The sequence below is a fragment of the Klebsiella sp. CN_Kp100 genome (assembly GCF_040065315.1).
Classification (GTDB): Bacteria; Pseudomonadota; Gammaproteobacteria; order Enterobacterales; family Enterobacteriaceae; genus Klebsiella; species Klebsiella oxytoca.
The window spans coordinates 93,492-111,615 of the sequence record NZ_JBEAIJ010000037.1; the positions used below are offsets into that span (position 1 = coordinate 93,492).

Genomic DNA, 18,124 nt, shown 5'->3' on the forward strand with positions numbered 1-18,124 from the left:
TTTATTTACAGCAGCTCGCGCGCCGCTGAGACAATATCATGCGCCGTCAGGCCATACTCCTTCTGCAAGAACTCCTGCGTTCCCACCTGACCGTAGCGCTCTTTCACTCCTACGCGCCGCATCGGTACCGGACAGGTTTCCACCAGCACCTCCGCCACCGCCGATCCCAGTCCATTGTGAATACTGTGGTTTTCGCAGGTCACGATGCGCCCGGTTTTTTCGGCGTAATTTTTCACCAGCATGCGGTCAATGGGCTTCAGGGTAAACATATCAATCACCGCCGCGCTAACGCCTTCCTGCTCAAGCTGGCGCGCCGCCTCCAGCGCTTCCGCCACCATAATCCCATTGGCAATCAGCGTGATATCTTCACCTTCGCGCAGTACATTCCCTTTACCAATGGTGAACGTTGAACCCGGCGCGTACACGCTCGGCGCCTGTTTGCGAATGGTGCGAACCCAGTAGAAGCCGTCGAGATCGATAAGCTGACGCAGAATCTCATCGAACATCACCGCATCGGTCACTTCCAGTACGACCGAATGCGCCAGGCCGCGCACAATCCCCATATCTTCAAACGACATATGGGTTCCGCCGTTATGGCAGGCGGTCACCCCCGCATCGGAAGCAATCACTTTGACGTTATTCCGCTGATAATCGAGCGACATAAACAGCTGGTCGAAACAGCGGCGGCTGGCAAAAGCGGTAAAGGTGTGCACAAACGGCTTGCGTCCGGTCAACGATAGCCCGGCGGCAGTGCCTATCACGTTGGCTTCCATGATGCCGCAGTTGATGACGTGCTGCGGATGCTCCCGCGCGACGCCGTCCATCGCCATGGAACTCATCAAATCCGCTTCCAGCGCGATAATTGGGCTCTTGTCTGCAATCTGCTCTGCGACGAACCCGGCATAAACCTTACGCATCTCTACGGCATCTTTTTGCCCTGCTGGTGCAAGCTTAATCATGTTCGGCCTCCAGTTGGCGAATCGCCTCGTTTAGCGTCTCTTTCATTTCGCCCGTCAGGCGCAAATGGTGGTTGTTGCTGAGATTTTCGAGATACGGCACGCCCTGGCCTTTCACGCTATCGAGAATGACTACCCGCGGTCGCGCATCGACGGGCGGAACGGGCTGTACCGCAGCCAGCAGTCCGGGAACGTCATCGCCTTTAACGGTCACGACATCAAAACCAAAGGCGCGGAATTTATCTTCCAGATTAAAAGCGCGAATGATCTCATCCAGCCTGCCGTCAAGCTGTAGCTTGTTCCAGTCAACAAACACAGTCAGATTATTCAGGCGATGATGGGCGATAAACTGGAATGCTTCCCAGCACTGGCCTTCATTCAGTTCACCGTCGCCAACGATACAGAACACACGATTCGTCCGTCCCGCCAGCTTATGCGACAGCGCCATCCCGCCAGCGATGGAAATCCCCTGCCCCAGCGACCCCGTTGTAGCGTCTACGCCGCGCGTTTTTAGCCGATCCGGATGGCTTGGCAGCCGCGTACCGTTCTGGTTCAGCGTGCTTAGTTCCTCCATCGGGAAATATCCCTTTATCGCCAGCGTACTGTACAGCGCCGGGCCGGCATGGCCTTTCGATAACACAAAGTAGTCGCGCTCGGGCCAGTCCGGATCGGCGGGATCAATTTTCATCACCGCGCCGTACAGTACCGCCAGCGTTTCCACGACCGACATACTGCCGCCGTAGTGGCCGAAACCGAGATCCGTCAGCGATTTAAGGGTTGCGACGCGAATGTCTCGCGCCAGTTTAGTCACTTCTTGCACATTCATGATTTCGCTCCGCTGTTCTCCTGCGCGCCGCGGCCCACAGATTTCTTTTTCGCAAAAACGTTGTACGCCACCAGCAGTACGAACAACGCCACAACCAGGCCAGTTATCGCAAACGGCGACAGATAGCGGGCCAGGTTACCCAGCACGATGCCGACGACGCCGAAATCAGCATCCGAGAAAGTGGTATTGGCAAAACCAATCGCCCCCAGTACAGGCAGGAGCAGCACCGGCAGGAAGGTGATCAGCAGACCGTTGGCAAACGCGCCGATCATTGCCCCGCGCCGCCCGCCGGTCGCGTTGCCAAACACGCCAGCGGTCGCGCCGGTAAAGAAATGCGGCACCACGCCGGGCAGAATCAACACCCACTTAAATTGCCCGCAGAGGAACAGCCCGACCAGCCCGCCGAGGAAGCTAAACAGGAAGCCAATCAGTACCGCATTGGGCGCATAGGGATAAACAACCGGACAGTCCAGCGCCGGACGGGCATTCGGCACCAGCTTTTCCGAAAACCCGGTAAAAGCCGGTACGATTTCCGCCAGAATCAGGCGTACCCCTTGCAGGATGATGAACACCCCGGCAGCGAAGGTGATCGCCATAATGATGGCGTAGACCAGGTAGTTCTGGCCGCCGCTGAAGGTGCTTTCAACGTATTCACGCCCTGCGCTCACCGCCATAATCAGATAGATGATCATCATGGTCAGCGAAATAGAGATGGAGCTGTCGCGCAGGAAGCTCAGGTTTTTCGGCAGGTTCATCTCTTCTGTTGAACGCGAGCCTTTACCGCAAACGCTACCGATCCACCCCGACAGTACGTAGCCCAGAGTGCCGAAGTGGCCGAAAGCAATGTCATCGGTTCCGGTAATACGCTTCATATAGCGCTGGGCCAACGCCGGGAAGAATGCCATGACCAGACCAAGGATCAGCGAACCGGTAAATACCAGCCCGACCCCCTCAAAACCCGCCACGGTGAGAATCACGCCAATCATGCAGGCCATATAGAAGGTGTGGTGCCCGGTGAGAAAAATGTACTTCAGGCGCGTAAACCGGGCGACCACAATATTTGCCACCATCCCAAACGCCATAATCAGCGCGGTTGAAGCACCATATTTTTCCAGCGCAATAGAAACTATCGCCTCATTATTAGGGATAATTCCCTGAATATTAAATGCGTGTTCAAACATCCCCCCCAATGGATTCAGCGAGCCGACTAATACCGTCGCGCCACCGCCGAGAACGATAAAGCCCAGAATAGTTTTAATTGTTCCCTTCACGACGTCGGAGAAAGATTTTTTTTGCGCCACCAGACCAATTAACGCAATTAAACCGACCAGTACTGAAGGGACTTTAAGAATATCAACAACAAAATTCAGCGTTTCAAGGATATACATATCCACCTCGCTATAAATAGTTATTGTCTGGCGAACCACGCGCGCAGCTGCGCTTCGAGTTCATTAATATCGATGATGTTAGTAATCACCACCAGCTGGCTTTCCGGTACGCTGGCGCTGGCAGCAATATCTTTAGCCATCACAAACAGATCCGCCGCGCCAGGAGTTGCCGACGACAGATCGGAGTGCTCTACCTCGGCCTCGATTTCGAGCTTTTTAAGCACTTTTTTAATATTCATTTCAACCATAAAACTGCTGCCCAGGCCAGAACCGCAAATTGCCATAATTTTCATTGTTATCACCTTTTTTGGGTAGAGTAGGTCCGCATCACGCAGGCGCGTAATGTCCGATAAGTCGGATGTTTAAATTAACTCAGAAGCGTGCGATGATTTTTTTAATCTCCTCAAGGCCGGTTGCCTGATGTAATTGATGCATATCTTCATCGCTGGAAAATAATTCCGCCAGAGCCGCGATCATTTCGAGATGGCTATGTTTATCCGGTGCCGCAAGCATAATGATAATATCAACCAGGTCGAACTCCTCTGAGCCAAACGATACGCCCTGTTCCAGTTTCAACAGCGATAGTCCTAAGCCCTTTGCCCCCTCCTCTGGCCGCGCATGCGGCATCGCCAGTCCCGGCGCCAGCACGTAATACGGCCCCAGCCTGCGATGCTGCTCCACGATCGCCTTCACGTAAGCAGGTTCGATAACGCCGGCCTCGAGCAGCGGCCGGGCGCAGATATCCAGCGCCTGGGGCCAGCTGTCTACGTTCTGCCGCAGCGCAATGGTGGCATCAGAGAGCCATGTGTTGAGCATTTTATCCCCCGTCTTTTAGCAAAAGATGGGCAAACTTTATGCAAGCAGGGAAGAGTTATCTGCGAGAACGATCACAAAGATAGCGCTACCAAAAAGGAACATTCAGATTTGTGATAGCGCTATCAATTCACAATCATCCTGTGAAAACGCAGCAAAAAGCCCCGGTTAAGGCGTATACTCCCTGACACGTGAAGTAATGGATGAAAATAAAAAACGTCTGTTTAGCAGGAATATGTATGTCTCTAACCCGAAAACGGCGTAGTACCGGTAAAGTGACGATCGCCGATGTTGCTCAGCTGGCAGGTGTGGGAACCATGACCGTATCCCGCGCGCTTCGCACGCCGGAACAAGTTTCCGATAAACTCCGTGAAAAAATCGAAGCGGCGGTGCAAGAACTCGGGTATATGCCTAACCTCGCCGCCAGCGCCCTGGCATCAGCCTCTTCAAGAACTATCGCGATGGTGGTCCCCAATCTGGCGGAGGCGGGCTGCTCAGCGATGTTTGCCGGGCTTCAGCAGGTACTACAGCCGGCGGGTTATCAAATCATGCTCGCGGAATCGCAGCACCGTCTTGAGCAGGAAGAAAAGTTGCTGGAAACGCTGCTGGCTTCGAATATCGCCGCCGCCATTCTGCTTAGCGTTGAACATAGCGATACCGTACGCCACTGGCTGCAAAACGCCTCGATTCCGGTGGTGGAAATGGGGGCGATGCGCGCCGATCCTATCGACATGAATATCGGCATTGATAACGTAGCGGCGATGTTCGAGCTGACGGAGATGCTCATTCACCGCGGCTATCAGAATATCGGTCTGCTGTGCGCCAATCAGGAACAGTGGATTTTTCAGCAGCATTTGCAGGGGTGGTACAAGGCCATGCTGCGCCATCATATGTCGCCTAACCGGGTGATTAACGCTGCGCTACCGGCCAACTTTTCCACCGGCGCTTCGCAGCTGCCGGAGTTTTTGCTGGCATGGCCAGAACTCGATGCGCTAGTCTGCGTTTCCGATGAGCTGGCATGCGGGGCGCTGTATGAGTGCCAGCGTCGGCGCATCAAGGTGCCTGATGATTTAGCCGTCGTCGGCTTTGGCGACAGTGACGTGAGTCGGGTGTGCCAGCCGCCGTTAACGACCATGGCTGTGCCGCACCACAAGATTGGTATAGAAGCCGGGCGAGCCCTTCTGGAGCGTTTTAATGAGGGAAACTGGAGCGACAGGAAACCCATCGCGTCCAGTTTATGCATGCGGGATAGCTGCTAAAGGCTATTCCGCCTCTTCCTGTTTTTCGGCTTTTGTTGGCTCATTGTTGGCATTGCGGGTCATCCACAGCGCCAGCGCTTTTAATGAATCCGGAGTGAACTCATCGCAGCGGGCGGTGATCTCTTCCGGCGTCAGCCAGCACACTTCGCTCACTTCTTCTTCTTGCAGCGCGAACGGTCCGTGCGATACGCAGCTAAACAGACCGCCCCAGACGCGGCAGTGCTTATCTTCGTAGTAGAACTGCCCGTGGTCAGCGAAGGGCACGCCGGCAATGCCGAGCTCTTCTTCCGCCTCGCGGCGCGCGGACTCCAGCATTTGCTCATCAGCCTGCACTACGCCACCGGCGGTGGCGTCCAGCATGCCCGGCTGGAAATCTTTCGTTTCGGTACGACGCTGCACCAGGATTTTGCCCATCCCATCATGAACAACAATGTAGGTCGCGCGATGACGCAGACACTCCGCGCGCATTTGTTCGCGGCTGGATTGTGCTATCACCTCGTTGTTTTCATTAACAATATCGACCCATTCTGTGCTTGCCAAATGATTCTGTTCCGCCATCAGGAAACCTTACTTTTTAAAGCGCTCTCGCGGCGCGTCTATACGATTGAGGGGTAAATTACGGGTAAATTGCGACCTCTGCAATAACCTGATGATCATCGAGTGCTAAAACCTGCAATCGCCCCTCGTTCAGAAGACCGTAGCTGGCGGTAAATCCCCCTTTAGGGATGCTGACCGAGCCGGGATTGAAGAGAAAAATCTCGCCGCGTTTCTCGGCTACCGGAATATGAGTATGGCCGTAAGCCAGCACATCGCCAGCGGCGAGTGGAGGCAAATTATCGGGGCTGTACAGATGTCCGTGAGTGAGAAACAGGCGGGTTCGCTCGCTCAAAACCTGCTGCCAGGGGGCGGTTATGGGGAAATGGAGCAGCATCTGATCGACTTCGCTGTCGCAGTTGCCGCGAACGGCAATCACCCGCTCCGCTACGCGGTTTAACGCCTCTGCGACCTGGGCCGGGGCATAACCTTCAGGAAGCGCGTTACGCGGTCCGTGATTCAGCACATCACCGAGAATAACCAGCCACTGCGCCCCGCTTCGCGCGAACAGCTCAAGCACGCGTTCGGCTGCAGGTAGAGAGCCATGGATATCCGAGGCAAACATCAGCTTCATACAATTCATCTCCACGCATTACGATGCCGCTATGATAACGGAACCGCTGACGCTTATCAGCCCGCTCGTTTGGCTGAGAGTGCGACGTAGCGCTGGACTGACGCTCGCTGCCACTGGAAGGTGGCATAATCAGCCAGCGCGGTCGGAACCTCATCGCCGTTCAGAACCAGACGATTGAGCATCAGCGCAAGATCGGTATCGGCTATAGACCATTCGCCAAATAAATTCTGCCCGCCATGGGATAGCAGAACGCCAGCCGTTTCAAACAGCTTGCCGGCGCTTTTTTTCCCGGCTTCGCTGAGCGGCGGTTTCTTTTCTCCGGCAAAAACCACGGCCGTCGAGCGTTCTTCACGAATCGGCATTAAATCGCTACGCAGCCAGGCCTGCACCTGACGCGCCCGCGCGCGCTTTTGCAGGTCATGCGGATACAGTCTCTCCCACTCCGGAGGCGCGAAGCGTTCATCGAGATATTCGGTAATCGCGGAGGATTCGCTCAGGAAGAACTCACCGACCTCCAGCAGCGGTACGCGCCGCGTCACGCTGTAGCCTTTCCAGCCGCTTTGCAGATGCTCGCCGCTGTCGAGATCGACGGTTTTTAGAGTAAAAGGCAGGCTCTTTTCCTGCAGGGCAACGTACACGGACATCACATAGGGCGAGAAAAAATCGGCGTCGGACCACAGGGTAATCGCGGACTGGCTCATAGCATCCTCAATGGCTAATGTAATGGGGCGATAAGCCAACATAGCCTGTCTTTCAGAAGATGTCACTGACCGTCGCCTTGAGGATCTTACATACTTAATTGCGGTGAACTTGCCTGGCAAAAATCATCCCGGATTCGGTTAGCCTGCCGAATAACGTCAGTTCACCTATACTCGAAAAGTTTGCGACCCGTAACGGCGAGGGATTTTCATGATCGATCTTTACTACGCACCCACTCCCAATGGCCACAAAATCACGCTCTTCCTCGAAGAAGCTCAGTTGGCCTATCGTCTCATCCGGGTGGATATCGGCAAAGGGGAGCAGTTCCAACCCTCCTACCTTGCGATTTCGCCAAATAACAAGATCCCGGCGATCGTTGACCATGAACCCGCCGACGGCGGTGGCCCGTTAAACCTGTTTGAGTCCGGAGCAATCCTGCTCTACCTTGCAGAAAAAAGCGGCAAGTTACTGAGCGGTGAGCTCCGCGAGCGCCACGCTACGCTCCAGTGGTTATTCTGGCAGGTCGGCGGTTTAGGGCCGATGCTCGGGCAAAACCACCACTTTAACCACTGCGCCCCGCAGGCGGTACCCTATGCCATCGAGCGCTATCAGGTTGAAACTCAGCGGCTGTACGGCGTGCTCAACCGGCGCCTTGGCGAGAGCCCCTGGCTGGGCGGCAACCACTACAGTATCGCCGATATCGCCTGCTGGCCGTGGGTGAATGCCCATCAGCGCCAGCGCATCGACCTCGCCAGTTTTCCGGCGGTTCACAACTGGTTTGAACGCATTCGTCATCGCCCGGCGACCGTTGAGGCGCTTCTGAAAACAGAAGCCTGGTAACCCCCTGCTCGGCCGGGAAGCTTTGATGTATGATGGCGGAAATTACTACCCGGAGGAAGCCTGCAATGTCTCAACCAGACGCCATTATTCGAATTAAGAACCTGCGCCTGCGTACTTTTATCGGAATTAAAGAGGAAGAGATCGCCAACCGCCAGGATGTGGTGGTCAACGTCGCTATCCACTATCCGGCGGAGAAATCACGCAACAGCGAAGATATTAACGATGCGCTGAACTACCGCACCATTACTAAGCGCATTATTAGTCATATCGAAAATAACCGCTTTTCTCTACTGGAAAAATTAACTCAGGATGTGCTCGACATCGCACGCGAACATCACTGGGTCACATATGCTGAAGTAGAGATCGACAAACTGCATGCACTGCGCTACGCCGATTCCGTCTCCATGACGATGAGCTGGCGGCGCTAGATGCATCTTCGGGAGGCGCTATGAACGTTCTGCTTACTGGCGGTACCGGCCTGATTGGCCGGCATCTGATACCCCGGCTGCTGGAGCTGGGGCATCGCGTAACGGTTTCAACCCGCAGCCCTGAAAAGGCGAAAAACCGCCTCGATTCTCGCGTCACTCTGTGGCGCGATTTTGAGCATCAGGTGAATCTTAACGGTTTTGATGCCGTCATCAATCTGGCAGGCGAACCTATCGCCGATAAACGCTGGACGGCGGAGCAGAAGCAGCGCCTCTGCCACAGCCGTTGGGATATCACCCAAAAGCTGGTCACCCTAATCAACGCCAGCGACGCGCCGCCCGCGGTGCTGATTAGCGGTTCAGCCGCCGGCTATTATGGCGATCTCGGCGAAGTTGTCGTCACCGAAGAAGAGCCGCCGCATAATGAGTTTACCCACAAGCTTTGCGCCCGCTGGGAGCAGATTGCCTGCGAAGCGCAGAGCGATCGCACCCGCGTATGCCTGCTGCGTACCGGGGTGGTGCTGGCGCCGCGAGGCGGCATTCTGGCCAAAATGGCGCCCGCCTTTAAGCTTGGCCTCGGCGGCCCTATCGGCAGCGGCAGACAGTATCTGGCCTGGATCCACATCGACGATATGGTCAACGGTATACTGTGGCTGCTTGATAACGACCTGCGCGGGCCGTTTAATATGGTTTCCCCTTACCCGGTTCGTAACGAGCAGTTCGCTCATGCGCTGGGCCATGCGCTAAACCGTCCGGCGATTTTCCGCGTCCCGGCGGCGGCTATTCGTCTGCTGATGGGAGAATCTTCCGTTCTGGTACTCGGCGGCCAGCGCGCGTTGCCTAAACGCCTGGAAGCGGCCGGATTTGGCTTTCGTTGGTACGATCTGGAAGAGGCGCTGGCCGACGTGCTGCGGTAGTTCAGTTTACTCAGGGAGAGCGCTACGTTCTCCCTGAGCGATTAATTTGTGGAACCCACCTCGCAGCGCGCAAAAATCACCATTCCTGTGTCGCCTTAACTGTGAATCTTATTCCAGTGATATGTCTTTCACTCTGCCATAACCCCTGTGTGTAATTTAACACCACCACACCGTTGACATTCGTCAACAACTTATTCAATATTACCAGGATGAATTGATGAAGGAACATCCGGATAAACATATCAGAGCAGCTATTGACTACGCGCTGGCACGGGGCTGGATTTTTATCACTGGCGGCAAAAGCGCTCACTGTTTTGGCAGGTTGATGTGTGGGACGGTCCGGCACCGGGAACATATGATGAGCATCTGGTCAACGCCTGCGGTACCCATTAACCACGCCAGGCAAATTATCAGAATGGTCGACCGCTGCCAGCCGCCTGCCTCGGGTCAGATTAACCACAAGAAGGATTAAACAATGGCGCTGTATAATTTTACGCTCACCCTCTCCGGCGTAACTTCTCGTACCGTGGGTCTGGAAGATGCACTGCATGCCGCAGGCTGCGCTGACGCCCTGGTCTGTTTTTACGGAACGGCGGTCTATCTGGAGTTCGATCGCGAAAGAGACTCTCTTGAGCAGGCTATTCTGTCAGCCATTGCTGATATCGAATCCGCTCCGGCTCTGAATGCGCGAGTCGAATCCGTTGATTCCGCGCTGGTAGGATTAAGCGATATTGCCGAACTCACCGGCCTGACGCGACAGGCCGTCGCCTTATTGAAAGATGGCGCACGAGGCTCGGGCCAGTTTCCGGGACCGGTGCAGCGCGTTAAAGGCAATTCGCCGCTATGGCGCTGGAAAACCATCGTTGGCTGGCTGGTAACGGAGGGACGACTTGCTGAAGACTCAGCGCTGGTCGCCCACGCCGAGGTGCTGGACGATCTCAATCTGGCGCTGCAGCTGAGGGCTACGCGGGAGAGCAAAACCGTGTTGCACTATCTTAGCGGGCTGGAAAGTCAGCGCCAGGCTTCACCGACGGTTGCTTAAAGGTATAAACATTCCGCGGCTTTATGGTGTTAAGGTGGCGGAATAATCCACTTGTATGGACTGCTTTATGATAACACTCACCACTCCGCGCCTGCGTCTCTCTGGGTTTAACGCATCCGACTGGCCTTTTTTTCTGCGCTTACGGCGAGATCCCGAAGTGATGCGCTATATGGGAGAGCTTCTTGAGGAGCCGGCGCTGCGGACGCTGTTTGAGTCCCGCTGCGCAGACCCTGGCGTATTCGTTTTACGTGATGCCAGCGGCGCGGCAATGGGCGATATCGGGCTGCGCATCAGCAGTAAAAACCCGCACGAAGCGGATGTCGGATACGCACTCCTGCCCGAAGCTCAGGGGAAAGGGTACGCCAGCGAAGCGCTAAAAGCGATTTGCGACTACGGTTTTCAGCAGCTCGGCGTTCACGCCATCAATGCCTGGGTGCTGGGCAGTAACGCTGGTTCCTCTCGTCTGCTGGAAAAACACGGTTTTATCCGCATTCAGGTGCTCGAAAAAGCCTATCGCCTGAACGGAATTGATTACGACGACTGGGTATATCGGCTGGAGCGTTAGCCGCCCCGACGGAGAGTATTCCGCCGGGGGCAGGACAGGGATTACTTTAAAGAGCCTTTCAGGAACTGCTGCAAGCGCTGGCTTTTCGGATTACCGAAGACTTCGTCAGGGTGCCCCTCTTCTTCTATCTTGCCCTGATGCAGGAAGATTACGTGAGAGGAGACGTGGCGCGCAAAACCCATCTCATGGGTGACCACGACCATGGTTTTCCCCTCTTCCGCCAGCTGCTGCATAATGCGCAACACTTCGCCCACCAGTTCAGGATCAAGCGCCGACGTCGGTTCATCAAACAGCAGCACATCGGGTTCCATCGCCAGCGCGCGGGCGATGGACACGCGCTGCTGCTGGCCCCCGGAGAGATGCACCGGATATTTAATCTGCTGGCGTTCGTCAATCCCCACCTTCGCCAGATATTTCACCGCCCGCTCGCGCGCTTCCTGTTTGCTCAGGCCCAGAACCTGAATCGGCGCTTCCATCACGTTTTCCAGCACCGTCATATGGCTCCAGAGATTGAAATGCTGGAACACCATCGTCAGGCGAGTCCGCAGCAGACGCAGTTGGTTCTTATCCGACACCTTGAGCTGACCGTCTTTATCACGAACCAGACCAATGTTCTGCCCGTTAACCACAATCGTCCCTTCGCTGGGCTTTTCAAGAAAGTTAATGCAGCGCAGAAAGGTGCTTTTACCGGAACCGGATGAGCCAATAATACTGATCACGTCCCCGGCTTTCGCCCGCAGCGAAACGCCTTTCAGCACCTCGTGTTCGCCGTAACGTTTATGCAGATCGATTACATTTAATTTATTGTCGGACATGGCGTTCTCAATGCGTCGAAGAAGGTTTGATATGCTGCAGCCAGCGCTTTTCCGCCCTGCGGAATAAGCTAATCAGCACATAGGAGATAATTAAATACAGAACTGCGGCAATGCCAAAAGCGGTAAACGGCTGGTAGGTTGCCGAGTTGATATCACGGGCAATTTTCAGCAGATCCGGCACCGTGGCGGTAAAGGCCAGCGCGGTGGAATGCAGCATCAGGATCACTTCGTTGCTGTAGGCAGGCAGAGCAATACGCAGCGCGGAAGGCAAAATAATGCAGCGATACATTTTGACCGCAGAAAAACCGTACGCGCGGGCGGCTTCGATCTCTCCCGCCGGCACTGAACGAATCGCTCCGGCAAAAATCTCCGTGGTATAAGCGCAGGTATTCAGCGTCAACGCCAGCACCGTACAGTTCAGACCGCTACGAAAGAAGGCGTTCAGCAGTTCTGTACCTTTGACGATCTCCAGCGTGTACATACCGGAATAGAACACCAGCAGCTGCACATACAGCGGGGTACCGCGAAAGATATAGGTGAAAAGCCAGATTGGGAACTGGATAAATTTGTTGCTCGATACCCGGCCTATGGCAAGAAAAACCGCGAGTATGCCGCCCATCACGACTGAAGAGATCAGCAGCCAGAGCGTAATCGCTACGCCGGTGAAGCGATAGCCGTCGGTCCACAGCAGAGATTTCCAGTACTCCTGAATAATATCAATCACAGGTCAGCCCTCTTCACGCCAACAGAATAACGGCGTTCGAGCATCAGCAGCACACCATTGGAAACCGTGGTAAACACCAGATAAATCAGGCCGCAGACGATAGCGAAGTAGAAAGGCTCCCAGGTGCTTTTACCCGCCAGCTGAGTTGCCTTAACCACATCTTCCAGCCCCAGCAATGAGACCAGTGCAGTCGCTTTGAGGATCACCTGCCAGTTATTGCCAATTCCGGGCAGCGCATAGCGCATCATTGCCGGAAACAGAATGCGGCGAAAGGTCTGCCCGCCGCTGAAGCCGAAGGCCGTTGCCGCTTCAATATGTCCCTTCGGTACCGCCAGGAAGGCGCCGCGAAAGGTTTCGGTGAAGTAAGCGCCGTAAATAAAGCCCAGAGTGATAATCCCCGCGACCATGGGGTCGATATCAAACTGCGCGAGGCCAAGCGCATCGGTCAGCGCGTTGAGCGCGATCTGCAACCCGTAGAAAATCAGCAGCATCAGCACCAGATCGGGTACGCCGCGAATTAAGGTGGTATAGCCTTCAAAAATCAGCGCCAGCGGACGATTACTGGAAAGCTTCGCCCCCGCGCCTGCCAGGCCGATAAGCACTGCCAGAACGACCGAGCTTAACGCCAGCTCAAGGGTGACCAGCGCGCCCTGAAAAATAACCTGAGAAAAACCGTACAGCATGCTGTCTGCCCTGTCTGTCATCAACCATCGCGCGCTAAGTCACGCGCGATGGGGTACGCGGGATGGTTAGTCGCCGTACACGTTAAAATCGAAATATTTCTTCGCCAGCTTGTCGTAGGTGCCGTCCTGGCGCATCTCGGCAAAGGCTTTATTTAATGCTTCACGCAGCTCATTATCCTCTTTGCGCAGCCCCATTCCGGTGCCGACGCCAAACAGCTTCTCGTCTTTAATCGACGGGCCGCCGAACTGATAATCTTTGCCGATAGGCTGTTTGAGGAAGCCTTCGCTGGCGGCAACTTCATCCTGGAACGCCGCGTCAATACGTCCAGCGGTCAAATCAGAATAGATATTGTCCTGGCCCTGATAGGAAACGATTTCAATACCTTTCGGCGCCCAGTGTTCATTGCCATAGGTTTCTTGTGTGGTGCCCTGCAGAACGCCAATGCGCTTACCTTTCAGCTTCGCAAGGTCTGGCGTGATATCGCTGCCTTTTTTGACGACCAGGCGAGAATCAGCCGCGTAAAGTTTGTCGGTGAAAGCAATTTCCTGCTGGCGTTTTTCGGTGATCGAAAGCGAAGACATAATGGCGTCGATCTTCTTCGCTTTTAAAGAAGGGATCAGCGCGTCCAGCGGGTTCTCAATGAAGGTACATTGCGTATTGATGCGCTTACACAGCTCTTTTGCCAGATCGATGTCAAAACCAACCAAGTCACCCTGTGCATTCTTTGATTCGAACGGGGCATAAGTAGGATCGGTGCCAATGCGGACTTTTTGCGGAATTGCTGCGAATACGGTGGAAACGCTGGAAAGGGCCAGCGCTAAGGAGAGAGACAACGCCAGTTTTTTCATAACTATCCTCAACAGACTGTCATTCTAATGGATTTATTAGAAGTACTTACGGCAGTTATCGTGCCATTATTCGCCCCGGTAAGGCAAAGCATTCTGCGCCGGAAAGCAAATTTTTTCGCATCGGAAACGCTTAACTATGCACTTTTTAACATAGAGTGCGCAATTTCCTGCACCAAATTGATCCGCTTAAAGCGCCGTTGCACCAATATCAGACAGAAATAGATACTCGTGGCCCGGAATCCGGGCCAGCGGGCGACTTAATCACCGTAAACGTTGAAGTCGAAGTATTTCTTCGCCATTTTGTCGTAGGTGCCGTCTTTGCGAAGCTCAGCCAGGGCTTTATCAAAAGCGGCCTTCAGTTCGCTATCGTCCTTACGCAGGCCAATACCGGTGCCATCTCCGAAGAATTTTTTGTCTTTAACAGAAGGTCCGGCAAAGGCAAAATCTTTACCGGCTGGTTGCTTGAGGAAGCCTTCGCTGGCGGCGACCTCATCCTGCAAGGCGGCATCCAGGCGGCCCGCAGCGAGGTCTGAGTAGATTAAGTCCTGATTCTGATAAGCCACGACGTCTACCCCGTGGCTGCGCCAGCGTTCATTGCCGTAGGCCTCCTGGGTGGAGCCCTGCAGAACGCCGACGTGCTTGCCTTTCAGAGATTCCAGCGTCGGTTGAATCGGTGAGCCTTTGGCGGCAATCAGGCGAGAGTCCGCCGCGTAGAGCTTGTCAGAGAACGCGATTTCCTGCTGGCGTTTTTCGGTGATCGATAACGAAGAGATGATGGCGTCGATTTTCTTCGCCTTCAGCGATGGGATCAGGGAGTCGAAATCGCTGCCAACCCAGGTACATTTTACTTTGATGCGCGAACAGAGCTCATTACCCAAATCAATGTCAAAACCCACGAAATCCCCTTTCGCATCCTTAGAAGAAAAAGGCGCGTAGGTGGCATCGGTGCCAATGCGAATACTCTGCGGCAGCGCGGCGAAGGCGCTGGAAGCGCTGCAAATGCCCATCATTAAAGAGAAAGCCAGGACCGTCTTCTTCATAGGTTACCCTTAAGTGTCGTGATGTTGTTATGTCATGCGTTGTCTTGTTATTGGTGCTGCCGACAAATCTTGCACGTTTTATGCCATTCTCTCAGTGCGTGCTGGAAACGGCGTTAAATTTGTTAAATAAAGGTTGCAAGTTTGTCTTGAAAGGGAAGATACCAGCAATAATGGATAAACCGCAGCGCCGTAGCGCAAAAAAACAAATTAAATGTTGAGGATTTGATCGAGGCGACAAAATTGCACTGCAGGAGCGCAGAGGTGAAGAAAGCGCACTATGTTAGTGCGCCCTACGCGCCCTGCCAGCGGGTAAAGAGGTCTGCAGGAAGAGAGATATCAAACTGATCGATAACGCGATTGACCGTTTGATTGATCACATCGTCAAGGCTTTCAGGACGATGATAGAACGCCGGAACCGGCGGCATAATCACTGCGCCCATTTCCGCCGCCTGGACCAGCAGACGCAGATGACCGAGGTGGAACGGCGTTTCCCGAACGCACAGCACCAGCGGGCGACGCTCTTTAAGCACCACGTCCGCCGCTCTGGTCAGCAGCCCATCGGTATAGCTATGAACAATGCCGGAAAGCGTTTTCATTGAACATGGCAAAATCACCATCCCGGCGGTTTTAAAAGAGCCGGAAGAGATACTGGCGGCGATATCACGGGCATCGTGCACTACGTCGGCCAACGCCTGCACCTCGCGCAGGGAGAAGTCCGTCTCCAGCGCCAGCGTCTGACGGGCGGCCTGGCTTAAAATAAGATGGGTTTCGACATCAGATACCTCGCGCAAAACCTGGAGCAGGCGTACGCCGTAAATTGCGCCGCTGGCGCCAGAGATACCGATAATGAGTCGCTTCACGATGATTGCCCCTTTCACACGATGGCGCAGACTTTGCCGGATTATGGCTGCGGACGCAACCGCAATGAACTCTCACGAACCACTAACCGCACCGGCAACAACAGGTTTCTGTCACCCTCATCGCTGAGTAAAAGACGGAACGCATCGCGGCCAAGCTCACGCTTATCAATGGCCACCGTGGTTAACGGCGGCCAGGCCCATGCAGCAGCTTCAATATCATCGAAACCGACGATCGCAATCTCATCCGGCACCTTGATGCCCTTCCGCGCGCAAACTCTCATCGCCACCAGCGCCGCCATATCGTTATAAGCAAAGATAGCATCCGGCGGCTGCGGTAGCGCCAGCAGTTTCTCCATGCCTTCTACCAGCGGTTTTTCTATCTCCTTGACCGGGGGGACTTCGACTCGATACTCCTCGGCCAGAGAAATTCCGGCATCAAACAGCGCCTGCAGATAGCCTTCAGTACGCTGACGGATGCTGTAATGGTGCTGCGAATGGCCGAGTAAGGCAATACGCTTTCTTCCCTGTTCAAGCAGGTGGCGGGTGGCGATAAATCCGCCGTGATAGTTGTCAGGATTGGCACAGGGAAAATCCGCCGCCCACAAATCAACCAGGGCAATGGGGAGCGCCGTTTTTTTCAATTCCGCCAGTATCTCTGCTTCCAGATAACCCGCGCAGATCAGCGCGTCAGGCTGATGGAGATTAATCAACTCGCCAACTGAATCTCCCGGACCAATGGGCTGGAAGCTCATGGCAATTTCATTTTCTCTACAAGCGTCAGCAACGCCAAGCATGACGGTCGAATAGAACGGCAGAGCGCTGGCAATATTGTGTTCCCTGTGCATTAAAAACAGCAGCCGCTTGATGCGACCGTTGCGCAAGCGGCTAAAATCATAGCCTTCGGCTTCCGCTATCGACAGGATCCGCTGACGAGTCTCCTCGCTAAGCCCCGGCTGCCCTTTTAGCGCTCTTGATACTGCGGCAATCGACACGCCGCAGGCCGCCGCAATATCTTTAATTCTGGTCTTTTTTACCATTCCGTTCGTTTTCACCTGTTTTACGGGGTTTACGCTGATTATCCCTGCAGCGCCTGCTCTCCAGCCCATGCTGCGCCGCGTACGCCGCTGCTGTCGCCATGCTTTGCCGGCAGAACCGGCGTCACGCAGCGTCCACCGAATATGTACTTTGCCATTTCAGCCGATAAATCGCTATACAGCTCATCGACGCCCGACAGTCCCCCACCTATCACTATCACATCCGGATCGAGCGTATTCACGACGTTTGCGAAGGCGCGCGCCAGCTGATTACGGAATTGCCGCCACAGCGCCAGCGCTTGAGGGTGTCCTTCACGCATCTTCAACACCAGTTCTTCAGCGGTTCCGCGTCCTTCATTATGTAAGCGAAACTGTCGGGCCAGCCCGCTGCCAGAGATAAACGATTCTACGCAGTTATGCTGACCGCAATAGCACAAGTGCGAAGGCCCATCGTGTTCCGGGGAATAGTGCGGCAAAGGATTATGCCCCCATTCACCGCTGCAGGCATTCGGCCCGGTCAGCAAACGCTGATGCACCACCACACCGCCGCCGCATCCGGTACCAAGTATCGCCCCAAACACCACTTCATGACCGGCGCCGCAGCCATCTATCGCTTCCGACAGCGCGAAACAGTTAGCATCGTTTGCGACAGCCACCGGCTGGGAAAAATAGTCGCTAAGGATATCATGCAGCGGATGCCCATTGACCACCTGAATATTTGAATTTTTTACTAAACAAGTAGCGGTGTCAATCGCGCCGGGCAAACCGAATCCCAGGCTTAGCTTTTCGCCTGCCCAATCCTGCGCGGCATGGACTTCTCCAATGATACCCTGTAAGAACTGCTCAATACTGGCTTTCGGTGTCGCAATGCGCTGCTGCCAGACCAGTTTTCCCTTGTCATCCAGCACGACAGTCTCAACTTTGGTCCCACCGATATCCATTCCTAAATGCATTTAATTCGACCTTTTCTCGTAAAAATGATGCTCAGCTTAGCTAATAACGCAAAAAATCCCGGCATCCTTCACGGATAAATGTGATCAAGATCGGCATTAAAAATAATTTATAGTAAAAATCAAGATCAAAATCACAAGCAAAAAAGTCAAAAATGTACGAAAAGAGAAGATTGGATCTATGCTCGGCAGCGTATGAAGTTTACTAAAAACATAAAAACAGATCGTAATGACCTGTGTACCCTCACACTCTGCTTAGCAAATAAGGATT

General features: G+C 54.3%; 23 protein-coding genes. 7 read left to right on the forward strand and 16 right to left on the reverse strand.

Translation table 11 applies throughout. From position 1 onward, the window contains the following. Positions 1–5: 5 nt before the first annotated feature. From ABLV12_RS14210 to ABLV12_RS14230, 5 genes are all read right to left on the reverse strand, one after another. Positions 6–959, reverse strand: a complete 954-nt coding sequence (locus ABLV12_RS14210; protein ID WP_004104093.1) for a transketolase family protein — start codon at positions 957–959, stop codon at positions 6–8. Beyond that, the gene (locus ABLV12_RS14215; RefSeq protein WP_004114251.1) at positions 952–1,782 is read right to left on the reverse strand and encodes a transketolase; all 831 of its coding nucleotides are present in this window, start codon (positions 1,780–1,782) and stop codon (positions 952–954) included. The genes ABLV12_RS14210 and ABLV12_RS14215 overlap by 8 nt, the downstream gene beginning before the upstream one ends. After that, on the reverse strand, positions 1,779–3,170 hold the full coding sequence (locus ABLV12_RS14220) for a PTS ascorbate transporter subunit IIC (RefSeq protein WP_023321371.1): 1,392 nt from the start codon (positions 3,168–3,170) through the stop codon (positions 1,779–1,781). The genes ABLV12_RS14215 and ABLV12_RS14220 overlap by 4 nt, the downstream gene beginning before the upstream one ends. Before the next feature lie 20 nt (positions 3,171–3,190). After that, positions 3,191–3,463, reverse strand: coding sequence for a PTS sugar transporter subunit IIB (locus ABLV12_RS14225; RefSeq protein ID WP_004104098.1), 273 nt, complete (start codon positions 3,461–3,463; stop codon positions 3,191–3,193). A gap of 79 nt (positions 3,464–3,542) precedes the next feature. Further along, the gene (locus ABLV12_RS14230; RefSeq protein WP_348867119.1) at positions 3,543–3,986 is read right to left on the reverse strand and encodes a PTS sugar transporter subunit IIA; all 444 of its coding nucleotides are present in this window, start codon (positions 3,984–3,986) and stop codon (positions 3,543–3,545) included. A 236-nt stretch (positions 3,987–4,222) separates the two neighbouring features. Between ABLV12_RS14230 and ABLV12_RS14235 the strand changes: the two genes are divergently transcribed. After that, positions 4,223–5,242 (forward strand): LacI family DNA-binding transcriptional regulator, encoded by a 1,020-nt coding sequence (locus ABLV12_RS14235; RefSeq protein ID WP_004104102.1) that lies wholly within the window; start codon positions 4,223–4,225, stop codon positions 5,240–5,242. Positions 5,243–5,245: 3 nt separating this feature from the next. Here ABLV12_RS14235 and yfcD read toward each other — a convergent pair whose 3' ends face one another. From yfcD to yfcF, 3 genes are read right to left on the reverse strand one after another with little or no spacing between them, the layout of a single operon-like run. Then, entirely contained in the window at positions 5,246–5,800 is a 555-nt protein-coding gene (yfcD, locus tag ABLV12_RS14240; protein WP_004104103.1) for an NUDIX hydrolase YfcD, read from the reverse strand. 58 nt (positions 5,801–5,858) lie between these two features. Then, positions 5,859–6,410 (reverse strand): phosphodiesterase, encoded by a 552-nt coding sequence (gene yfcE / locus ABLV12_RS14245; RefSeq protein ID WP_004104104.1) that lies wholly within the window; start codon positions 6,408–6,410, stop codon positions 5,859–5,861. Positions 6,411–6,466: 56 nt separating this feature from the next. After that, positions 6,467–7,111 (reverse strand): glutathione transferase, encoded by a 645-nt coding sequence (gene yfcF, locus ABLV12_RS14250; RefSeq protein ID WP_004104105.1) that lies wholly within the window; start codon positions 7,109–7,111, stop codon positions 6,467–6,469. Between the two features lie 208 nt (positions 7,112–7,319). Between yfcF and yfcG the strand changes: the two genes are divergently transcribed. From yfcG to ABLV12_RS14280, 6 genes are all read left to right on the forward strand, one after another. Then, on the forward strand, positions 7,320–7,949 hold the full coding sequence (gene yfcG / locus ABLV12_RS14255; RefSeq protein WP_004104106.1) for a GSH-dependent disulfide bond oxidoreductase: 630 nt from the start codon (positions 7,320–7,322) through the stop codon (positions 7,947–7,949). Positions 7,950–8,014: 65 nt separating this feature from the next. After that, complete coding sequence (gene folX, locus ABLV12_RS14260) at positions 8,015–8,377, forward strand: dihydroneopterin triphosphate 2'-epimerase (RefSeq protein ID WP_004104107.1); 363 nt, start codon at positions 8,015–8,017, stop codon at positions 8,375–8,377. A 20-nt stretch (positions 8,378–8,397) separates the two neighbouring features. Then, complete coding sequence (locus ABLV12_RS14265; protein ID WP_004104109.1) at positions 8,398–9,291, forward strand: TIGR01777 family oxidoreductase; 894 nt, start codon at positions 8,398–8,400, stop codon at positions 9,289–9,291. A 217-nt stretch (positions 9,292–9,508) separates the two neighbouring features. After that, positions 9,509–9,763: a hypothetical protein gene (locus ABLV12_RS14270; RefSeq protein WP_238759342.1), complete on the forward strand. Its 255-nt coding sequence runs from the start codon at positions 9,509–9,511 to the stop codon at positions 9,761–9,763. Between the two features lie 3 nt (positions 9,764–9,766). Further along, positions 9,767–10,333, forward strand: coding sequence for a hypothetical protein (locus tag ABLV12_RS14275; protein WP_004104113.1), 567 nt, complete (start codon positions 9,767–9,769; stop codon positions 10,331–10,333). Between the two features lie 67 nt (positions 10,334–10,400). Then, on the forward strand, positions 10,401–10,898 hold the full coding sequence (locus tag ABLV12_RS14280) for a GNAT family N-acetyltransferase (RefSeq protein WP_064396474.1): 498 nt from the start codon (positions 10,401–10,403) through the stop codon (positions 10,896–10,898). Positions 10,899–10,939: 41 nt separating this feature from the next. Here the strand turns inward: ABLV12_RS14280 and hisP are convergent, their stop codons facing one another. The 8 genes from hisP to ABLV12_RS14320 form a co-directional block, all read right to left on the reverse strand. Continuing rightward, a complete protein-coding gene (gene hisP, locus ABLV12_RS14285; RefSeq protein ID WP_004104116.1) occupies positions 10,940–11,713 on the reverse strand; it encodes a histidine ABC transporter ATP-binding protein HisP in 774 nt (257 codons plus the stop codon). Between the two features lie 7 nt (positions 11,714–11,720). Continuing rightward, the gene (gene hisM, locus ABLV12_RS14290; protein ID WP_004104118.1) at positions 11,721–12,437 is read right to left on the reverse strand and encodes a histidine ABC transporter permease HisM; all 717 of its coding nucleotides are present in this window, start codon (positions 12,435–12,437) and stop codon (positions 11,721–11,723) included. Then, positions 12,434–13,120 carry a histidine ABC transporter permease HisQ gene (locus ABLV12_RS14295; protein ID WP_004104120.1) on the reverse strand — a complete coding sequence of 229 codons (687 nt, stop codon included), beginning with the start codon at positions 13,118–13,120 and terminating at the stop codon, positions 12,434–12,436. The genes hisM and ABLV12_RS14295 overlap by 4 nt, the downstream gene beginning before the upstream one ends. Before the next feature lie 66 nt (positions 13,121–13,186). Beyond that, positions 13,187–13,969, reverse strand: coding sequence for a histidine ABC transporter substrate-binding protein HisJ (hisJ, locus tag ABLV12_RS14300; RefSeq protein WP_064396442.1), 783 nt, complete (start codon positions 13,967–13,969; stop codon positions 13,187–13,189). A 257-nt stretch (positions 13,970–14,226) separates the two neighbouring features. After that, positions 14,227–15,009, reverse strand: a complete 783-nt coding sequence (gene argT / locus ABLV12_RS14305; RefSeq protein WP_004104124.1) for a lysine/arginine/ornithine ABC transporter substrate-binding protein ArgT — start codon at positions 15,007–15,009, stop codon at positions 14,227–14,229. A 290-nt stretch (positions 15,010–15,299) separates the two neighbouring features. Then, positions 15,300–15,869, reverse strand: coding sequence for a UbiX family flavin prenyltransferase (locus ABLV12_RS14310; protein ID WP_064373222.1), 570 nt, complete (start codon positions 15,867–15,869; stop codon positions 15,300–15,302). Between the two features lie 41 nt (positions 15,870–15,910). Continuing rightward, positions 15,911–16,906 (reverse strand): LacI family DNA-binding transcriptional regulator, encoded by a 996-nt coding sequence (locus ABLV12_RS14315; protein ID WP_348867120.1) that lies wholly within the window; start codon positions 16,904–16,906, stop codon positions 15,911–15,913. Positions 16,907–16,944: 38 nt separating this feature from the next. Continuing rightward, positions 16,945–17,856, reverse strand: a complete 912-nt coding sequence (locus tag ABLV12_RS14320; RefSeq protein WP_016808383.1) for an ROK family protein — start codon at positions 17,854–17,856, stop codon at positions 16,945–16,947. Between the last annotated feature and the right edge of the window lie 268 nt (positions 17,857–18,124).